Annotated in this window: 20 protein-coding genes; 3 read left to right on the top strand and 17 right to left on the bottom strand. The window is 65.6% G+C overall.

The features are described from left to right. Positions 1-27: 27 nt before the first annotated feature. The gene (locus tag O0880_RS09580; RefSeq protein WP_289886180.1) at positions 28-1,131 is read left to right on the top strand and encodes an HD domain-containing phosphohydrolase; all 1,104 of its coding nucleotides are present in this window, start codon (positions 28-30) and stop codon (positions 1,129-1,131) included. A gap of 61 nt (positions 1,132-1,192) precedes the next feature. Here the strand turns inward: O0880_RS09580 and O0880_RS09575 are convergent, their stop codons facing one another. Both O0880_RS09575 and O0880_RS09570 read right to left on the bottom strand, forming a co-directional pair. Next, positions 1,193-1,651, bottom strand: a complete 459-nt coding sequence (locus tag O0880_RS09575) for a nuclear transport factor 2 family protein (protein ID WP_289886179.1) — start codon at positions 1,649-1,651, stop codon at positions 1,193-1,195. A 255-nt stretch (positions 1,652-1,906) separates the two neighbouring features. Further along, positions 1,907-2,569 carry a DUF2625 family protein gene (locus O0880_RS09570; RefSeq protein WP_289886178.1) on the bottom strand — a complete coding sequence of 221 codons (663 nt, stop codon included), beginning with the start codon at positions 2,567-2,569 and terminating at the stop codon, positions 1,907-1,909. 320 nt (positions 2,570-2,889) lie between these two features. On the opposite strand from O0880_RS09570, the gene O0880_RS09565 reads away from it, so the two are divergent. Continuing rightward, positions 2,890-3,741: a helix-turn-helix domain-containing protein gene (locus tag O0880_RS09565; RefSeq protein WP_289886177.1), complete on the top strand. Its 852-nt coding sequence runs from the start codon at positions 2,890-2,892 to the stop codon at positions 3,739-3,741. Positions 3,742-3,770: 29 nt separating this feature from the next. Next, on the top strand, positions 3,771-4,805 hold the full coding sequence (locus O0880_RS09560) for a serine hydrolase (RefSeq protein ID WP_289886176.1): 1,035 nt from the start codon (positions 3,771-3,773) through the stop codon (positions 4,803-4,805). A gap of 7 nt (positions 4,806-4,812) precedes the next feature. Here the strand turns inward: O0880_RS09560 and O0880_RS09555 are convergent, their stop codons facing one another. The 15 genes from O0880_RS09555 to O0880_RS09485 form a co-directional block, all read right to left on the bottom strand. After that, entirely contained in the window at positions 4,813-5,715 is a 903-nt protein-coding gene (locus O0880_RS09555) for an alpha/beta hydrolase-fold protein (protein ID WP_289886174.1), read from the bottom strand. 48 nt (positions 5,716-5,763) lie between these two features. Continuing rightward, positions 5,764-6,813, bottom strand: a complete 1,050-nt coding sequence (locus O0880_RS09550; protein ID WP_289886173.1) for a tetratricopeptide repeat protein — start codon at positions 6,811-6,813, stop codon at positions 5,764-5,766. Between the two features lie 17 nt (positions 6,814-6,830). Further along, positions 6,831-7,733: an AAA family ATPase gene (locus O0880_RS09545; RefSeq protein ID WP_071323192.1), complete on the bottom strand. Its 903-nt coding sequence runs from the start codon at positions 7,731-7,733 to the stop codon at positions 6,831-6,833. Beyond that, on the bottom strand, positions 7,734-9,497 hold the full coding sequence (gene mshL, locus O0880_RS09540) for a pilus (MSHA type) biogenesis protein MshL (protein ID WP_289886172.1): 1,764 nt from the start codon (positions 9,495-9,497) through the stop codon (positions 7,734-7,736). A gap of 38 nt (positions 9,498-9,535) precedes the next feature. Continuing rightward, positions 9,536-9,934: an MSHA biogenesis protein MshK gene (locus O0880_RS09535; protein WP_289886171.1), complete on the bottom strand. Its 399-nt coding sequence runs from the start codon at positions 9,932-9,934 to the stop codon at positions 9,536-9,538. Further along, positions 9,919-10,611, bottom strand: a complete 693-nt coding sequence (gspM, locus tag O0880_RS09530) for a type II secretion system protein GspM (protein WP_289886170.1) — start codon at positions 10,609-10,611, stop codon at positions 9,919-9,921. The genes O0880_RS09535 and gspM overlap by 16 nt, the downstream gene beginning before the upstream one ends. After that, positions 10,611-11,285: a PilN domain-containing protein gene (locus O0880_RS09525; protein ID WP_289886169.1), complete on the bottom strand. Its 675-nt coding sequence runs from the start codon at positions 11,283-11,285 to the stop codon at positions 10,611-10,613. The genes gspM and O0880_RS09525 overlap by 1 nt, the downstream gene beginning before the upstream one ends. Then, a complete protein-coding gene (locus O0880_RS09520) occupies positions 11,282-12,229 on the bottom strand; it encodes an agglutinin biogenesis protein MshI (protein WP_289886168.1) in 948 nt (315 codons plus the stop codon). Before O0880_RS09520 ends, O0880_RS09525 begins: the two co-directional genes overlap by 4 nt. 130 nt (positions 12,230-12,359) lie before the next feature. Beyond that, positions 12,360-12,824, bottom strand: coding sequence for an agglutinin biogenesis protein MshP (locus tag O0880_RS09515; RefSeq protein WP_289886167.1), 465 nt, complete (start codon positions 12,822-12,824; stop codon positions 12,360-12,362). Continuing rightward, entirely contained in the window at positions 12,821-13,717 is an 897-nt protein-coding gene (locus O0880_RS09510; protein ID WP_289886166.1) for a prepilin-type N-terminal cleavage/methylation domain-containing protein, read from the bottom strand. The genes O0880_RS09515 and O0880_RS09510 overlap by 4 nt, the downstream gene beginning before the upstream one ends. Continuing rightward, positions 13,714-14,277: a type II secretion system protein gene (locus tag O0880_RS09505; RefSeq protein WP_071323185.1), complete on the bottom strand. Its 564-nt coding sequence runs from the start codon at positions 14,275-14,277 to the stop codon at positions 13,714-13,716. The genes O0880_RS09510 and O0880_RS09505 overlap by 4 nt, the downstream gene beginning before the upstream one ends. Beyond that, positions 14,267-14,863 carry a type II secretion system protein gene (locus O0880_RS09500; RefSeq protein WP_289886164.1) on the bottom strand — a complete coding sequence of 199 codons (597 nt, stop codon included), beginning with the start codon at positions 14,861-14,863 and terminating at the stop codon, positions 14,267-14,269. The genes O0880_RS09505 and O0880_RS09500 overlap by 11 nt, the downstream gene beginning before the upstream one ends. Before the next feature lie 105 nt (positions 14,864-14,968). Continuing rightward, positions 14,969-15,442 carry a type II secretion system protein gene (locus tag O0880_RS09495; protein WP_071323184.1) on the bottom strand — a complete coding sequence of 158 codons (474 nt, stop codon included), beginning with the start codon at positions 15,440-15,442 and terminating at the stop codon, positions 14,969-14,971. A gap of 63 nt (positions 15,443-15,505) precedes the next feature. Then, complete coding sequence (locus O0880_RS09490) at positions 15,506-16,012, bottom strand: type II secretion system protein (RefSeq protein ID WP_289886163.1); 507 nt, start codon at positions 16,010-16,012, stop codon at positions 15,506-15,508. Further along, the gene (locus O0880_RS09485; protein ID WP_071323182.1) at positions 16,012-17,247 is read right to left on the bottom strand and encodes a type II secretion system F family protein; all 1,236 of its coding nucleotides are present in this window, start codon (positions 17,245-17,247) and stop codon (positions 16,012-16,014) included. Before O0880_RS09485 ends, O0880_RS09490 begins: the two co-directional genes overlap by 1 nt.

Genomic DNA, 17,247 nt, shown 5'->3' with positions numbered 1-17,247 from the left:
GCAGGGCAATGAGTGAGGAACAACAGCATGGTACAGCGTCGCATCGGCCCGGCCGACCTGGTTCCCGGCGAACCCCTGCCCTGGGATTTGTTTCTGGCTGATCATAGTGCCGGCCCGCAACTGCGCAAGGGGCAGATCATCACGGACGGCACGCAGCTGGGCCGCTTGCTGCAGTTGGGCCTGTACGTAGGCGCGCCGGACCAGCCGTCCGTGCTGCGCCTGTTGAACGAGGCGGCGCAGCGCCTGGAACGGCTGCTGCTGGACTTGCGCAGCGAAAACAATGCCGAGCGCGACGTGCGCGACATCGCCCGCGAACTGCTGCGCGCGCTCGAACACGACGCCGACATCGCCCTGGCCAGCATCCTGCTCAACCAGATCGCCGGCAGCTACGCCGTGCGCCACTGCATCGAAACGGCGCTGCTGGCCATGCTGGTGGGGCGCGGCATGCATAAATCCCACGATGAGCTGTTGCTGGTCGGCGCCGCCGCGCTGACCATGAACGTGGGCATGCTGCGCCACCACGACAGCTTCCAGGACCGCCGCGGCCCCCTGAACGACGAGGAAATGCGCATCGTGCGCCAGCATCCGCAGGAAAGCACGGAACTGTTGCGCTGCGCCGGCATCGACGATGAAGAATGGCTCAGTTGCGTGCTGCTGCACCATGAAAACGACGACGGCAGCGGCTATCCGCAGGGCCGCACGGCCGATGAAATCCTGCAAAACGCCAAGCTGATCGGCCTGGCCGACCGCTATTGCGCCCGCGTCTCGGCACGCAACTACCGGCGCTCCATCGTCCCCGACCAGGCGCTGCAGCACATCTTCCTCGACCAGGATGTACCCGTCGACCCGCTGCTGGGCGAACAATTCGTCCAGCTGCTGGGAAAATATCCACCGGGCACCCTGGTGCGCCTGCGCAACGGCGAACTGGGCGTCGTCACGCAACGGGGCGCCAGCCACGTGCACCCGCTCAGCGACCCGCTGGGCGCGCCGCTGGCCGCCGCCGAGCTGGCGCAACTGCCCCCGCGCGACACGGCCGACAGCCGCTTTGCCATCGTTTCCTCACTGCATGAAGACGATGCGGGCCTGCACTTCAGCATGCGGCATGTGTGGGGCGATGAGGCGCGCTTGTAGGCCGGCCGGCAAGCTTGCTCCCCGGCGCACGCGCCAGACCCGCCCCCTGAGGAATGCCGGATTACTGCTTCGGCGGACGGATGCCGGTATATTGTGCGCTGACCAGCAGCCATTGATTATCGACAAGCCGGGCGACATATCCTGCGCGCATGGCGAAGGTGCGAGCAGCGCCCTCCTGATCGAGACGGTAAGACAGTCGTGCCGAGATGAGCGCCGTCTCGCCAAAGACGCGAACCGCCGGCTCATCGACCTGGAGCTGAGGACTCGGCCGCTTCTGCTCTGGCGCATAGAAGGAGAGCATTTTTTCACGTTCGTCCACCGCGCCGACTGGCGATATTTCCACATAATTCTCGGCCGTGGTGGCTTTCAAGGCCGCTTGATCGAAGCTGTTCTGGGCTTGCGCATGGCGCTGCACCAAGGCGAGCAGTTCGGCATCGGCGGGAGCCGCGTGCGCGCTGCCGATCGCGCCCAAGGCGCCCAGCAGGCCGGTGGTGAGGACATGTGGAAGGGTCAATTTCATGCGTATTCATCCTGGTCGAGGTCATTGAAAAGCGTCCGTTGCCTGCTGCGGCAGTATCGGACACTCGCTTGCGGGCCGTGCATGGCGAGAAAGCCCACTGCATGCTATCCCCTTGCCCTGTTCTCGCGCATGCCATTGCGACAAACCGCTTGAATCGGGGATTGAAACGCCATTTCGCCGGCGCGATTGCACGCCCGCCATGGCCGCATCGGGATGCGCATTGCAATGCCTTCGGATACGCCGGCAAGCCATGCCTCAGCCCGCGCCCACAGGAGCCTCCAGCAACTTCTGTTGCAGATCAAGGTTGAGCGCCCACTGCTCTTCCACCGGAATGGCGCGCCGCGAACTGGTCTTGAGGGAACCTTCTTGCGTCCACAGAAATGGATAAAAATTCAGGCATAGATCGCCGGACAAGGGCAATTCGTCAAATTCCGCCACAGCGCCGGGCTGCCGGCCGTAGAACTGCCGCAACCGGCTGGTAAAAGCCCATTCGACAAACGCCGTGAAACCGATCTCCAGCGCTTCCCACGCCAGAGTCTCGGGCGCGAGGTAATACATATTGCCCTGGTCGGCCCCGAGTACGCCGCCGTTGATGGCAAAGAAGCCGCCGAGCACGTCGTCGGCCACCAGCAGAAAACCTTCGGCCTTTCCTTCGTTCCACGTGGCAATGTTACGGCCGAGCTTGCCATGTCCCGAACCCAATATGCGGAGCCAGCCATCATCCACCAGGATGCCTCCGGTTTCATAGGCGATCGCGCCAAGGGGAGAGCGCGTGGTGACCTTCAGGCTCAGCAGTACGTCCTCCCTGCCGGCCGAGGGCGGCAGCAATTCCACCGGGATGTCGGCCTCGCTGGCCCATTGCCGTATCAGCGGAAACGCCGGGTCTTCACTATTCAATAATTCATTCAATGTACGCATTGCACCTGACCTTGTCGATGACCGCTTCCGGCGGTCGGAGAGTTCATGACGAAGCTGGCACGGTCTGGCGGGCAGCGCCCGGCATTCCAGCGGCTCGCCCCTGGCGCGAGCCGGTATCGATGACGACGCCGGAACGCTGCGCAAATTTTACACATACACCCCCCGGCACCCTTGCACGCCTGCCAACGGCCACGCAAAGCCGGCCGGATGCCGCCATCCGGCATGCCGTGCATTCCCCCGTATCGACCGTTCATCCTGCGCCTGGCGCCATTCGTCGTCCCGCGCTCGCCCGGCGGGGCGGCCGCACCTACCATGCCGCTATGACCATCCCAATCCAGTTCAAGTCCGGCCAATTCTATGGCGACGTGCATCACAGCGCGCGCGGCAGCATGTTCGATATCCGCCGCCTGAAGGCCACGCGTAGCGAGGATGAAGTCGAAACGCACCGGCATGACGATGCCCATTTCGTCTTCGTCCTGTCCGGCACGTATATTTCCAGCGCCCTGCACGCTCCGCCGCGCGCGCCTTCGCCCACCCTCGTCTTCAATCCTGCCGGTACGACGCACCGCGACCGCTTCGTCGATGGCAAGGGCAGTTTCATGACGGTATCGCTCGACCCCGCCCTGCTGTCGGGCGCCGAGGAATTGCATGCGGCCCAGGAGTGCGCCACCATATTGCGCGATACGGCCAGCGCGGTCGCCGCCTTCCGGCTCGCGCGCGAGGTCGGCCGCGGCGGCGATGGCGCCTTGCTCGAAGCGGGTGCGTGGGAGATGCTGGCCAGCCTGCACAAGGCGCCCCAGCAGGCACGCCCCGCCCTGCCCGGCTGGGTCCACCAGGCCTATGACGCCGTGATGGACCTGGCCAATGACACGCATCTGCGCATCGCCGACGTGGCCGCCGCCCTGGACGTGCATCCCGTGCACCTGGCCCGCGTGTTCCGCCAGGCCTGGGGCTGCTCGCCGGGCGACCTGCTGCGCTGGCGCCGCGTCGACCAGGCCTGCGGCCTGCTACGCCGCCCGGAACTGAGCATGGCCGACGTGGCGCTCAGCGTGGGCTTTGCCGACCAGAGTCACATGAGCCGCGCCTTCCAGGCCCGCTACGGCATGACGCCCAGCAACTATCGCCGCCAAATGTTTCAAACGTCCAAGACAATGCCCAATTTGCAAGACTAGACTGAACTTTTCCACCCCAGGAGTACACCATGTTGCGATACCTCCCCCTTCTTCTGGCCTTCGGCAGCAGCGTCCACGCGGGCGAACTGGACGGCGTCACCACCGCCATCGAAGCGGGCGACTTCAAGCAGGTCACCAGCGTCGTGGTGGCGCAGCATGGCAAGCTGCTCTACGAACATTACTTCGACAAGGAAGGCGCCGAAAGCCTGCGCAACACGCGCTCGGTGGGCAAGACGGTGGCCGGCATGCTGGTCGGCCTGGCCATCGAGCGCAAGCTCTTGCGTGCCGACACCCCCGTCCTGCCCTACTTTCCGGAACTGCGCCCGCTGGCCCATGCGGACCCGCGCAAGGACAAGATCACGGTCGAGGATTTCCTGACCATGAGCTCGCTGCTTGAATGCGACGACGACAACCAGCATTCGCGCGGCAACGAAGAGCGCATGTATCTGGTGGAAGACTGGAGCCGCTTCGTGGCGGACCTGCCGATCCGCGGCTTTCCCGAATGGCAGCCCCGCCCCGAGCAATCGCCGTATGGCCGCGCCTGGAGCTATTGCACGGCCGGCGTAACCCTGCTGGGACCGCTGCTTGAAAAGGCGAGCGGCCAGGGCGTGCCGGACTTCGCCGCCGCCAACCTGTTCAAGCCGCTTGGCATCGACAAGGTGAAATGGCAATTCCAGCCCAAGGGCAGCGCCATGACGGGCGGCGGCCTGCAGCTGCGCAGCGTGGATCTGATGAAGCTTGGCCAGCTCTACCTCGACGGCGGGCGCTGGCATGGCAAGCAGGTGATGCCGGCCGAATGGGTCAAGCGCTCGATCGCGCCCCACGCCAACGCGCGCGAAGGCATGGACTACGGTTACCTGTGGTGGCTGCAACCGTTCACGGCCAATGGCCGCACGGTGCAGAGCTACGGAATGGCGGGTTCTGGCGGCAATAAGGTGCTCGTCCTGCCGGAACTCGATGCCGTGGTCGTCATCACCACGACCAACTTCCAGGTGCGCGACGCCCATGGCCTCAGCGAAAAACTGCTGACCAGGCTGATCCTGCCGGCATTGATGCGCCCGTAAGCGCCCTTCATTTTGCGGACGTCAAGTATGCCCGCAGTCCATGCGTGAGCACGAATGGAAACACGCTCGCATGGTCTTCATCCGCGAAGACGCGCACGCGCGTCTTCAGGCCGGGGAACTTGCGCGATGTTAACTTTCCATCGAATTCGCGCAAGTCGGCCACCATGTCGGCATCTTCCTCCGAACGCGAACGCTTCTTGCCTGCCGCCAGCCTTTCCAGGCCGCCGATGCCGAAGAATACGGAGGCGGGCAAGTCCTTGTGGCTGGCCGCATACGCCTGCTCACGGTCGAACATCACGCCGGCGTCGTACCACAGCGACGGACTGCCGAGGATGTAATGCTCGAAGGTGCGCGGTTCCGTCAGCAGGAATTGCAGGCCCAGCAGGCTGCCATACGAGTGGCCGATGAAGACCTTGCGCTGCATGTTCACGCGATAATGTTGCGCAATGAAGGGAAACACCTCGCCCGAAACGAACTGGCCATACGCCTTCGCTTCGCCGAACACCGGTTGCCGTCCCGGCATGTCCGAACGGTAGTCGTGCTTGCGCGGCGTGGTCGGCGTGTAATCGCGGCGGCGGCTGTACACGCCGCCATCGCCGTTGGCGTACGACAGGCCGACCACCACCACTTCTTCCATCCCCGCATGCTTGCTCAGGCGCTGCGCGATACTGCGCACGACGGCGAACGCATAATTGGCGTCGACGACGAACAGCACCGGATAGCGCTTGCTCCCTTGCCGATAGGAATCGGGCAAGGCCACGTACAGCTGGTAGTCGCGCTTCAAGGCCTGGGCGCGGATGTCGCGCACTTCCGTATTCTCAAGAACGTAGCCGGCAGGCGCGCTGGCGGGGGCGGCAAGGGCGCTGTTGAGCAGGCAGCAGCAGGCAATCAGCAGGCTGGGAAGTTTCAAGTGGGTTTCCTTCATGAACGAATTGCTTATGGCTGGTTCGGTGTCCGACTACTTCGTCGCCGTCGCCGCCGTCAACTGCACCAGCTTGCGCTCGACAAACGCCTGCAGCTGCGGCGTCAGGGTTTGCAAGCCCTTGGCGCGCTCAAACGCCTGGCGCGCCTGCGTAGGATGGTTGTCGGCTTGCAAGGCGATGCCCAGGCCCATCCACCAGACGCTGTTGTCGGGCGCCGTCTGCAGGGCCAGCTGGTATTGCTCCGCTGCGTCGCGGTAGCGCTGTTCACGCTGCAGCACGCCGGCCAGGAAGGCGCGGTAATCGCCGTTGTCGCTGGCGTACGGCAAGCTGCGCGTCAGGGTGTCGAGGGCGGCCGCGCCGCCGTTGGGCTTGTCGAGCTGCAAACGTGCCAGCATCATCGCCTGCGCCGGCTGTTTCGGGTCCAGCGTCAGGCTCAGCTGCAACTGGCGCGCCGCCTCGTCGGGGCGCTGCGCTTCGAGCAGCAGGCGCACCAGCGTTTCGCGCGCGCCCTGGTGGCGCGGGTCGAGCTGCAGGGTCTGCTGCAAGCCGGCCAGCGCCTCGGAAACGCGGCCATCCTGCAACTGGCCCAGGGCGCGCCGGTATTCGTTTTCCACGCGCTGCTGCGCAGTGACTTGTTTGCCGTCGATGATGCGTTCGCTGGCGGCGGGCGCTAGCGTCCTGGCAGGCAGCACGGCGGCAGGTTTGGCGACGGTTTCCATCACGCGACGCGCCTTGGCGGGCGCCGGCACCGCCTCTTCCATCACGGGTTCCGGTTCGGCCAGTACAACAGGTTGCGCCACAACGGCCGCAACAGGCGCAGGCGCAACAGGCACAGAAGCAGGCACAGCTGCGGGCACCGGCGTACTGGCCACATTGACCAGCATGGGCGGCACGGCCGGGCGTTTCAGGTAGACCCAGCCCAGGGCGATGGCAGCGGCCGTCAAGCCGGCCGCGCCGCCGAAGACCAGCGCGCGCGACACGCCGCGCTCGCGTTCCGGCACGGAGCGGATGCCGCCCGCGTCAGCGCGTCCATCCGGCGTGCCGCGCGCATCGAGGTCTTGCAACATCTTGTTAATCAGACTCATCTACAGGCTCATTTCCATCATCGGTTCAATAAAGTCCAGCTCACGCCGCAGGCGGCGGCCAGCACGCCGGCGCCGGCCAGCCATGGCCAGGGCCGCTGCCAGTAGCGGGGCTTGCTGGACAGCGTGTCGCTGGCCGCCAGCGCCACGTGGCGGCCGCTGACCTGCTGCCGGCCTTCGCCATACGCCACCATCAGCGCCTTGTGCGCCATGATGTTGATCAGGCGGGGGATGCCGCCGGAAGCCTTGTACAGCCGGGCCACGCCGCCGCGGCTGAACAGGCGCGCGCCGTCGAATCCGGCCACGCGCAGGCGGTGCGCCACATAGAAATCCACGTCGTCGCGCGAGAGCGGCCCCAGGTGGTAGTGGAAGGTGATGCGCTGCGCCAGCTGGCGGATTTCCGGCAGGGCCAGCTTGACGTCGAGTTCCGGCTGGCCGAACAGCACGATTTGCAGCAGCTTGCGCTTTTCCGTTTCCAGGTTCGTCAGCAGGCGCAGCGCTTCCAGGCTGTCGACGGGAATCGCCTGCGCCTCGTCCAGGCACAGCAGCACGCGCTTGCCTTGCGCCGCCAGGTTGAGCAGGCGCAAGTTGATGGATTTGAGCAGTTGATGCTGATCAGCATCTTTCTCCAGCAACACGTCGAGGTCGTCGGCCAGGGCCAGGATCAGCGAACGGGGCGGCAAATTCGGATTCGGAATGTAGGCCGTGACGAAATCCGCTCCCAGCGACTGCATGAACTTGCGGCACAGGAAAGTCTTGCCGGTGCCCACTTCACCAGTGATCTTGATGAAGCCCTCGCCATTGCGCGCCGCCACCAGCAGGGTGTTGAGCGCCTTTTGCGACTGCGGGCCATTGAAAAAGAAACTGGTATCGGGCGTGAGGCCGAACGGCGCCTCGCGCAAGCCGAAATGGGCCTCGTACATTTAGCGCCGCTCCCCGAGGCTGCGCGGATCGAGCGCCTCGATGCGCTTGCCCGATTCGAGCAAGTCCTCGTTCCAGCTGTTGGCGCCATCGACGATGGTCGGCTTGATCAGCACCACCAGTTCGCGCTTCTGGATCACCTGCCCCGTGTTGCGGAACAGCGCGCCGAGCACGGGAATGTCGCCCGCGCCCGGCACTTGCGAGCGGTCCGCCGTCGTCGCCTGGCGCATCAGGCCGCCGATGGCGACGATGCGCCCGTCCTGGCTGCGCACCATGCTGTCCATCTCGGAGGTGCTGGACGCGGCCAGCGGCAGCTTCAGCGAACCGGCGCTGCCCAGGTCGATTTCCTTGTTGATGGTCGTCACCTGGCTGACGGACGGGTGCACGTGCAGGATGATGTTGCCATCCGCATCGATCTGCGGCGTCACGTCGAGCACGACGCCGGAAAAGAACGGCTGCAGGGTCACGTTGGGGCTGGTGGTGGCGCCGCTGGCCGTCGTATTCGTGGTGGTCGACACGCCCGTCACGTAGAACTCGTCCGTGCCTATCTTCAGCACGGCCTTCTGGTTGTTCATGGTGGCGATGCGGGGGCTCGACAGCACGTGCACCGTGCCTTGCGACTCCAGGAAGGAAATCATGGCGGCAAAGTTGGCCGTCTGGAACGCCAGGCCGAACATGGAGCCGGCCGCCGTCGCCGCCGAGCTGAGGCCAAAGCCGCTGCTGGCCGTCAAGCCGTTGCCGGTAGTCATGTTGGGCGGCTTGCCGCCATTGAACGGCAGCGGCGCCAGGGTGCCGCCCGGCTGGATGAAGCCGGTCGAGATGCGGTTCGTGTGGCCGCTCTTGATCGAGGCGAACGAGGCCCAGTTGATGCCCGTCTGGAAGTCGCTATTGAGCTGCACTTCGAGGATTTTCGCTTCCAGGATCACCTGACGGTCGACGGACAGCTGCGTGGCCTTCAGGTACATGTCGACATTGCGCAGCTCTTCCGGCATGGCGCGGATGACGATCACGCCCGACTGCGGGCTGAGCACCACTTGCCGGCCGCCTTCGGCGCTGCCGACGATGGCTTCGAGCGACATCTTCAGCTCGCGCCAGAAATCCGCGTTCGAGGTGGTGGTCAGGTTGCTGCTGTCCTCGCCTGGTACGAGGCCGCCCGGATTTTGCACGGTGTTGTTGTTGCCGTTATTGCCCGTGCTGCCCGAACCGCCCGACGTCGTCGCGCCCACGGACGAGACCGACGTCGACGAGACGCGCAGGTTGGAGCTGCCCTTGCGCGCGCCCGTCAGGTAATTCACGTGGAACAAACGCGTCTGCATGGTCAGCGGCTTGATGTAGATCTGCGTACCCTCGACCTTGTAGTCGTAGCCATACAGTTCGCGCACGGCGTCGAGCGCCTGGAACAGGGTCACGTCCTTCAGGTTGGCGGAAATCGTGCCGCCGATCTCGGGATGGACCAGCATGTTGTAGCGCGTGCCGGCCACGATGGAGGTGAAGAACTGGCGCGCCGGCACATTGTTGAAGGCCACGTTGAAGCGCTCGTCGAGCGCCGCGCGGGCCTTCGGCAATTGCTGGGCCAGGGCCGCGACGGGCGGCAGCAGCGCCGCTTCCACGGCGTCCGGCTGGGCCGCCGGCGTGGTGGTGGCCGCCGCACCTTTCACCGCATCGTTAATCGCATTGTAGGTATCGCGTTTGACGGGCGCGACATTGCAGCCGCCCAGGCCCAGGCTGACACTGATTACTGCCGCCATCGTGCTGATCTTGAACATGCTCGCCTTGTGTTGATTGAATTGCTTGGCCACTTCGTCTACTCCTGCTTGCGGTCGGTCTTGCGGTCGGTCATCTTGTCGGTCTTGCTGTCCGGATACAGCTTGAAGGTTTCCAGCGATTTGCCGCGCCGCAGCAGCACGGCCGTGTCGCGGATATCCGTCACCACGGCGTCGCCCACCTTGCTGCCGACGCGCACCACCTGGCCATCGATGACGGCCACGCGGCGCCCGCCCGGCTTGCTGGAAATGAGCACCGACTGCAGCTGCGGCCGCGCCGGAGCCACGGCTGCGGCGCCCGCGGGCGCCCACAGGGCCGCGGGCGGACGCGTGGGGTCGTCCAGAGCCTGCGCCTGCGCGCCGCCCCAGGCCAGGCTCAGCACCACTAGCGACGCCAGCAGCGCGCGGCCAGTGGTCGCTGTCGTCAGAGTGCGATCCATGTGTCATCCATGCTGAGGGTATATAAAGTCAGGGTCAGGGTGGCGTCGGGATAGCTTTCCGCCGCCAGGTGGGCCTTGCCCCAGAACACGCGGGTCGGCATCGCTTGCAGCGCCTGCATGTATTGCAGCATGTCCGCATAGCTGCCTTGCAACACCACTTCCACGCCATGCCGGTGCAGCAAGGCGGCTGGCGCCTTGGCCGCGTCCGCCTTGGCGGCCGCATCGGCCGGCTGCGCCGCTGCCGCAGGCGTGCCCACGCTGTCGCCAGGCAAGGTTTTCAGCGACACGACGCGCAGCCGCGCATGCTGGCGCAACAAATGCTCGAGCAAGGTGACCATGCGTTCGGGCGCCACCAGGCCATGCTGTTTCTGGCGCAGACCATCCTTCAAGGTGTCCGTTTCCGCCAGCACGGCCGTCAGGCGGGCGCGCGCATCCCGGTCGGGATCGGTGGCGTTGGCCAGCATGGTGAGTTCGATTTCCTTGTCCACGGCGGTCAGCAGACTTTGCTTTTGCGCCATGCTCGCGTCGAGCGCTGCCCGCTGGGCGAGCAAGGGACTGAAGGACATGAAATAAAACACGAACAGCACGGCGGCGGCGCCCGCGCCAAAGACCATCACCCGCTCGCGCAGGCTCAGCGCATCGAAGGCCGCAGCCCATTTCTTCAGCAGCGGCAGCATCAGCGCATCCCTCCCGCTGGCGGGGCGGCCACGGCCGGAGCCGGACCTGGAGCGCTGGCCGCCGATTGCAGGCTGAACGCCACATACGGCTGTGCCGGCGCCTTGCCCTGCGTGGGCGCCGGCTCGTCCGGCGGGCCGATATCGAGGCTGGCAAAGGTCTTGCCCTTCAGCATTTCCTGCTGGCCCAGGCGCGTGATGTACGCGGGCAACAGCGCCGCGTGCAAGGCGCGGCCCTGCAAGCCGATGGCATTGCCGGCGCCGGCGATGTCGATGCCCGTCAGCCACACGCCTTCCACCCTCGCTTGTGCCAGCGCGCGGAAATAGCCGGCATAGCCCAGGGTATTACCCAGTTCGCCGCTGGCCAGCACGGCGGAGGCATCCTGCAGCAACTGGCGCTGCGCCTCGGCCGCTTCCACCTGCTGCGCCAGCGCCGGGTCTTTCTTGCGCGGAGGAAAATCACGCAAGGCCTGGTCGCGCTTTGCCTCCGCTTGCGCCAGCGCCGTCTTGACGCCCGCCTCGCGCTGTTCCAGGTCCGCCAGCGAACGCTGGCCCAGCACGCTCAAGCCCAGCAAGCCCAGCGTCATGACGCCGAGGATCTGGCCCGCCGCGCGCGCCGACATCTGGTGTTTTTTCTGTTCGAACTGGGGGTTGAACAGATTGATCTGCTGGCTCATGCGCCCTTCCCTTCGCTCTTGCCCTGCTCGCGCAAGGCGGCGCCCAGCGCCAGGAAGTAGCGCGCCTGCATGGCCGGGTCGCGCAGTTCGGCAACCTGGCTCAGGTCCAGCACGCTGGCCAGGTCCAGCCGTTCGACGGGCATGTAGAGATTGTCGGCCAGGTAGCCGTGCAAGCCCTCGCTGGCGCCCGTCATCAGCATCAGGCGCGAGAGGGAAATGAAGTGGAACTGGCGGTCGAAATGGTCGAACGAGCGCTGCAGCTCCAGGGTGACGCGGTCGTAGTACTGGCTGGCCTCGGGCGACTGCAATTGCGCCAGGTTCACGTCGATGCGGCGGGCCTGGTACAGCTCGCCATTGAAGCTCATCGTCAGCAAGCCGCCGTCGCCGTCGAAGGACAGCACGGCGATGCCGCGGCCCGGCGTTTCCAGCAAGGTGGCGATATTGCGCTGGGCCATTTCCGGGATATCGATCACGGACAGGCCGAGCTTGCATTGCGCATACAGCGCCTGGCGCCGCGACACGGCAGCGTTGCGCGCGGCGACGGCAAACACGCTGCTGCCGCGCTGCACGCCGTTCGGGTCGCCGGGGATATCGAACACGTCGATGGTGGCCTCGGCCAGGGGAAAGTCCAGCATGTCCTTCAGGCGCCAGCCCACGGCCGTCTTCAATTCCTCGCGCGGCACGGCCGGCGCTTCCAGCGACAGCAACTGGTATTCGCCGCCGGCCAGCACGGTGGTGCAGTGGCGCGTGGCCGCCTGCAAGTCCTTGCCCAGTTTTTCCAGCGCCTCGGCCGGGGCGGGACGCTCGGCCGCCTGGTAGCTGGCGCCCAGCACGCGCGGCATGGCGCCGGCGGGACGCTCGACGACGACGGCGCTGACGCCTTCACGGCCAAACGCCGTCGCCAGCCATCCATCGTATTTTTTTGCTCTAGCGAATAAACCCATGCGTACTATCCAGTGTAAGTGCCTGCCCGATCTTGTCGCGCAGATAATGCAGCAAACCAATTTTAATTCATGAAACCAACTTTATTGTGTAAAAACAACAAATTAGCGATCTTTTTTTGTCAGCAAACCCTCACAGCGACAGCACGGCTTGCAGGCGGCGCTGCACGTAATCGGCGTTGTTGCCCGGGTTCGGGCAGCGCGGCGCGGCCGCGGCCGGCTGGTTGCACGCCGTGGCCGTGATGGTCCAGTTGGCCAGCGTGCCCGGTCCCGTGGCCGTGGTGCATTGCACGCTGACGGTAAACGCGGACAGCGTCGTGCCCGCGGACAAGGTAAACGCGGCGGGCGCGATGCAGGCCGCACCGGGCGCCAGGCCGGCGGCCAGCTGCCGCTGCAAGCCCCACTCGAGGCCCGCGCGCGCAGCCTGCTCGGCGCGCACGCCCTGCACGTCCATGGCCGACTCCGTCTGCTGGAAGGTGGAGACATTCACCATCACGGCCGCCAGACCGGCCAGCACGACCAGCAGGAAAATGGCCGTGACGAGGCTGAAGCCGCGCATGCGGCGCGCGCGCAAGCCCGGAACGGACACGTGCTTCATGGCGTATTCCTCGCTTGTACCTGCTGCACCAGGCGCACGACGCCCGTGTTGCTGTTCGCCGCGCCCAGGCTCAGGCTGACATTCACCAGGCCCCGCTGCACATTCGCCAGCACGGTGTAGTTGAAACTGCAAGCGGCCACCTGGCGCGCCAGCAGGGCCGCCTGCGCGCCCGCCAATGGCGCGGCCGTCTCGCTGAGCGGCTGGGTCGCCGCGATGGCGTAGCCGGCGTAGCGCGTCAGCGTGCCCCGCTGCGTGTCGCAGGCGTAGGTGACGGGCGTCGTCACCACCTGGAAGCGGTTCGATGGCGAGGGCTGCGGCGCCGGGCTGGCGGCGAACGGATAGCTGCCGAGCGTGACGAGGCTGCCCGCCACGGCCGTGACCTGCGCCCGGTTGCAGCCATTCGCGGCGCTGCACGCATAGGCATTGTTCGGCCCGTACAACTGGCCCAGGTTATACACGACGATATGGTCGCCCACGGCGATGGCCTGGCGCGTGCCCAGCGCATCGGCCGGCGCGGCGCCGATGATGGTGAAGCTGCCCGTATATGTCCTGTCCGGGTCGAAGCCCAGCACGTCGCCCAGGCCAGGCGGATCGCCGTCGCTCAGGTAGCGCCCGCCCGTCTTGGTCAGCAGCAATTCCAGGAACTGGCCATCGGCCGACACGCGCACGCTGTTGGGCAGCGCCAGGCGCACGTCGCGCGTGAGGCGGCGCGCCGCCGTATCGGCCGTATCGGCCAGGGCCGCGCGGGCCGTGGCATCCACGTAGCCTTGCACGGGCACGCGGATGAAGACGGCCACCATGGCGCCGATGATGCCCATGATGACGATCACGATGACCATCTCCACCAGGGTAAAGCCGCGCGCGCGGCGGAAGGGAAGCGGAAAATGTCTCATGGGATGCTGTTCGGCGCATAACGCACGCGATAGCCGTCGAGCACGATCTGCTGGTCGGCATACGGCACCCTGACCTCGATGCGCAGGCTCTCGGTGGCGGCGATGCCGTTCAGGGCGGCCGGCGTGATCGTCACCCAGGCCGTATACGGCTGGCCGGCGCCGGGCACCCAGGCAGTGCCCTGAGCATCCGTCGTGTAAGCCGTGGCCGTACCGTACGCGGCCACATAATCGTTGACATTGTCGAACGGCCGCGGCACGCCGCCCGCCTCCTGTCCGACCGCTTCCGGGATGGTGCAGCCGGCCGGGCCAGTGGCCGTTTCCGCATTGGAGTCCTGCGGATCGCAGTACGTGAAGCGCGCCAGCTGGATCTCTTCCAGCATGCCTTCGGCAATGGCCAGCGCCTGCTTGCGCAGCTGCGGATCGGCGCTGTGCCGCGTCGTCACGGTCATCACGCCCAGAATGGCGGCCGCGGCCACGCCGACGATGACGATGAACAGCGCCAGCTCGATCAAGGTGAAGCCGCGCTGGCGCCGGCCGGGGCGCGGCATGTCAATACACATAGCCGGTCTCCCCTTCCACCATGATGTTGCGCGCCGCGCCATCGCCCGCGATGCGCAGGGCCAGCCGGGCGGGGAAAGTCGATGGCGCGGGGAAGACGTTCGCCAGCGCGTAGGGCCGGCCCAGCGCATCGAAATAGAAGCCGGGCGTGTTGGCGGGCACGGTGGACAGGGCCACGCTGGCCGGACGGCCTTCGCACAGCCAGTTGCGCTGCCCGTTGCAATATTGCAGGGTTTCATTGCTGCCGCTGTTGCTGCCCGTGGGCGGCAGCACCCGGTTGGCGGCGCTGCAGGCCGCGTCGAAGCACAGGGCCACGCTGTTGGCGTCAATGCGCACGAAGACGGCGCGGTTTTGCGCCACCGCCAGCTTTTGTCCATAGCGCACGATATTCGTCGCCTGGTCGGCAAAGCCGCGCGCATCGAAGGTGTCGCGCTGGAAGAAGCGGGAAGCGGCAAAGGTGGTGATCAGGCCCACCATTACCAGCACGGCCACCAGTTCGATCAGCGTGAAGCCGCGCGCGCGCGCCTGCCGCGGCAACTGTTGCCGCCGCGCTTCAGGAAATGCCGAGAATTGTGGTGCTGGTCGCAAGGGATGGCCCGTAAAAAAGCCCAACTGGCCAAGCCTGGGGTTGGGCTGGTGGTGCGCAAGGAAGGCCGGCGCGGGGCCTGGCGTTCCTTGCAGATTGCTCAAATATTACTTGCAGGTGGTTTTGTCTGCCGCGATATCAATGACCGGTGCGCCGCCTGCAGCGGTTGGCGCCGTGTAGGTCACCGTGCAGGTGCTACGCGTGGCATCCGGGGTCACGACGAAGCCTGCCGTGGTGGCGATCACGTAGTCTTTATTGCTGATGCCCGCAGCCTCGCCGATGCCTGCCGCGGTTGCCGCAGGGTAGCCAAACGCACCGTCGATGTCCTTGCCTTCCATCTGCACTTTCGGCGTATCGACGCCGCCCTTGACCAGCCATTGCGCGTGGTACAGCGCGGAACCGGCCTTGATGGCGCCGGCGGCCGCCTGCATCTTGGCCACGCGCGCATCGGTCGACATGTCGACGAATTTAGGAATCGCCGTCGCCGCCAGGATGCCCAGGATGACGATGACGACCACCAGTTCGATCAGGGTGAAACCTGCCTGGGCGCCGCTTTTGAAACTACGTAAGGATTTATTCATACCTGCTCTCCAAAATCAATTTAAAAACATCAAACTAAACATGAAACTGTCGCTGCACGGGACTCAGTGTGCCACCGGGTCCGGCAATTTCCACACCACAATATCGGGTTCCTGGGCGAGCTTTTCAATATCGGCGTCTGCACCCGGCAAGGTTACCTTAAATTTCACTGGATCAACACTTGTGGGGGAAAAAATATTGCCATTACTTAACAAATAGATGATTTTTTGTTCTTTTTTATCGTACAGCCAATTCCCTCCCGGCAATTTATCGAGCGCCGGCTGCTCAAACTCGCCCAGGTAATTGGCAGGCTTGTCGGCCAGCCAGTCGAACGGGTTTTGCCGCGCCAGCGCCGGCAGCTGGTCGCGCCGGTCCGCCAGGTACAGCTGCAGCACCTGCACCCGCAGACTGGTGCGCAAGACGCCCAGCATCTGCGCCACGGACGTCTGCTGCGCCTGCTGCTGGTAGTAGGCCACGCGGCTGAGGAAGACCGTCACCAGCAGGGCGAACACGGCCGCCACGACGGCCAGTTCGAACAGGGTAAAACCGCGCTGGCGGGCGGGCGCGGCCATCAGTGCAGGGCCGCCCTGCCCAGGTCCCAGATCGGCAGGAAGATGCCCAGCGCCAGCACCAGCACCATGGCGCCGAGGAAGACGATCAGGATGGGCTCGATCTGCGCCGACAGGGTCTTCAGCTCGTAATCGACTTCGCGCTCGTACATGTCCGCGATCTCGTCCATCAGGTCGTCCAGCGAACCGGACTCCTCGCCCACGGCGATCATCTGCAGCACCACCGGCGTGAAGACACCGGCCGCCACCGAGGTGCGCAAGATGCTTTCGCCCCGCTCGACGCCGTCGCGCATCTGTTCCACGCGCGCGCTCAGGTAGGTGTTGTCGACGGTTTGCGACACCACCGTCAGCGCCTGCACGATGGGCACGCCGCTCGTGCTCGACAGGGCGAAGCTGCGCGCGAAGCGGGCCATGGTGCCCTTCAGGATGATCTTGCCGGCGATCGGCAGGCGCAGCTTGGCGCGGTCCCATTTGTACAGGCCATCCTTCGTGCGCAGCCAGGCGCGCCAGCCGAAGAAGCCGCCCAGCGCCGCCATCAGCAGCAGGGGCCAGTAGGTGACGGTAAAGCGCGAGGCGCCGATCAGGATGCGCGTCATCAGCGGTAGTTCGGCGTGGAAGCTGGCGAACACCTTCTCGAACTGGGGAATGACGAAGATATTCACCACCACCATGGCCGCGATCATGGCAAACACGACGAAGGTCGGGTAGCGCGTCGCCGTCTTCACGCGCGCGCGCATGTCGCGGTCGAATTCCAGGTGGTCGAACAGGCGCAGGAAGACTTCGTCCAGGCGCCCCGTCATTTCGCCCACGCGCACCATCGACAGGTAGAACGGCGTGAAGACCGCCGGGTGGCGCGCCATGGCGGCCGACAGCTCGCGCCCCGCGTCCAGCGATTCGCGCACATCCTTGATGATGCGGCCGAACGCGGGACTGATGGCCGACTCCTGCAAGCCGGCCAGGCCGCGCATGATGGGCACGCCCGCCTTGAGCAGGGTGTACAGCTGGCGGCTGAACAGCTGCACGTCCATGGGCGTGACTTTTTTCTCGGTCAGCCTGGCCCACCAGCCCAGCTGGTTGGCGCCGGCGCCCGTCACCGTCTGTTTGGTGGCGCTGATGTCGACGGGCGTGATGCCGCCCGCCATCAGCTGGTCGGCCACGGCGCCGCTGTCGGCGCCTTCCATCACGCCGGTCAGCAGCTCGCCGCTGGCATTGCGCGCCTTGTAGGCAAAGAACGGCAC

It is taken from the genome of Janthinobacterium sp. SUN118 (genome assembly GCF_030397695.1).
GTDB lineage: Bacteria > Pseudomonadota > Gammaproteobacteria > Burkholderiales > Burkholderiaceae_D > Janthinobacterium.
This window is presented reverse-complemented; position numbering and strand designations above follow the sequence as displayed.

Excerpts from the sequence above, each read along its gene's own strand:
- O0880_RS09580 (WP_289886180.1), top strand. The coding sequence starts at position 28 with ATGGTACAGCGTCGCATCGGCCCGGCCGACCTGGTTCCCGGCGAACCC.
- O0880_RS09575 (WP_289886179.1), bottom strand. The coding sequence starts at position 1,651 with ATGAAATTGACCCTTCCACATGTCCTCACCACCGGCCTGCTGGGCGCC.
- O0880_RS09570 (WP_289886178.1), bottom strand. The coding sequence starts at position 2,569 with ATGCGTACATTGAATGAATTATTGAATAGTGAAGACCCGGCGTTTCCG.
- O0880_RS09565 (WP_289886177.1), top strand. The coding sequence starts at position 2,890 with ATGACCATCCCAATCCAGTTCAAGTCCGGCCAATTCTATGGCGACGTG.
- O0880_RS09560 (WP_289886176.1), top strand. The coding sequence starts at position 3,771 with ATGTTGCGATACCTCCCCCTTCTTCTGGCCTTCGGCAGCAGCGTCCAC.
- O0880_RS09550 (WP_289886173.1), bottom strand. The coding sequence starts at position 6,813 with ATGAGTCTGATTAACAAGATGTTGCAAGACCTCGATGCGCGCGGCACG.
- O0880_RS09545 (WP_071323192.1), bottom strand. The coding sequence starts at position 7,733 with ATGTACGAGGCCCATTTCGGCTTGCGCGAGGCGCCGTTCGGCCTCACG.
- mshL (WP_289886172.1), bottom strand. The coding sequence starts at position 9,497 with ATGTTCAAGATCAGCACGATGGCGGCAGTAATCAGTGTCAGCCTGGGC.
- O0880_RS09535 (WP_289886171.1), bottom strand. The coding sequence starts at position 9,934 with ATGGATCGCACTCTGACGACAGCGACCACTGGCCGCGCGCTGCTGGCG.
- gspM (WP_289886170.1), bottom strand. The coding sequence starts at position 10,611 with ATGCTGCCGCTGCTGAAGAAATGGGCTGCGGCCTTCGATGCGCTGAGC.
- O0880_RS09525 (WP_289886169.1), bottom strand. The coding sequence starts at position 11,285 with ATGAGCCAGCAGATCAATCTGTTCAACCCCCAGTTCGAACAGAAAAAA.
- O0880_RS09520 (WP_289886168.1), bottom strand. The coding sequence starts at position 12,229 with ATGGGTTTATTCGCTAGAGCAAAAAAATACGATGGATGGCTGGCGACG.
- O0880_RS09515 (WP_289886167.1), bottom strand. The coding sequence starts at position 12,824 with ATGAAGCACGTGTCCGTTCCGGGCTTGCGCGCGCGCCGCATGCGCGGC.
- O0880_RS09510 (WP_289886166.1), bottom strand. The coding sequence starts at position 13,717 with ATGAGACATTTTCCGCTTCCCTTCCGCCGCGCGCGCGGCTTTACCCTG.
- O0880_RS09505 (WP_071323185.1), bottom strand. The coding sequence starts at position 14,277 with ATGTGTATTGACATGCCGCGCCCCGGCCGGCGCCAGCGCGGCTTCACC.
- O0880_RS09495 (WP_071323184.1), bottom strand. The coding sequence starts at position 15,442 with ATGAATAAATCCTTACGTAGTTTCAAAAGCGGCGCCCAGGCAGGTTTC.
- O0880_RS09490 (WP_289886163.1), bottom strand. The coding sequence starts at position 16,012 with ATGGCCGCGCCCGCCCGCCAGCGCGGTTTTACCCTGTTCGAACTGGCC.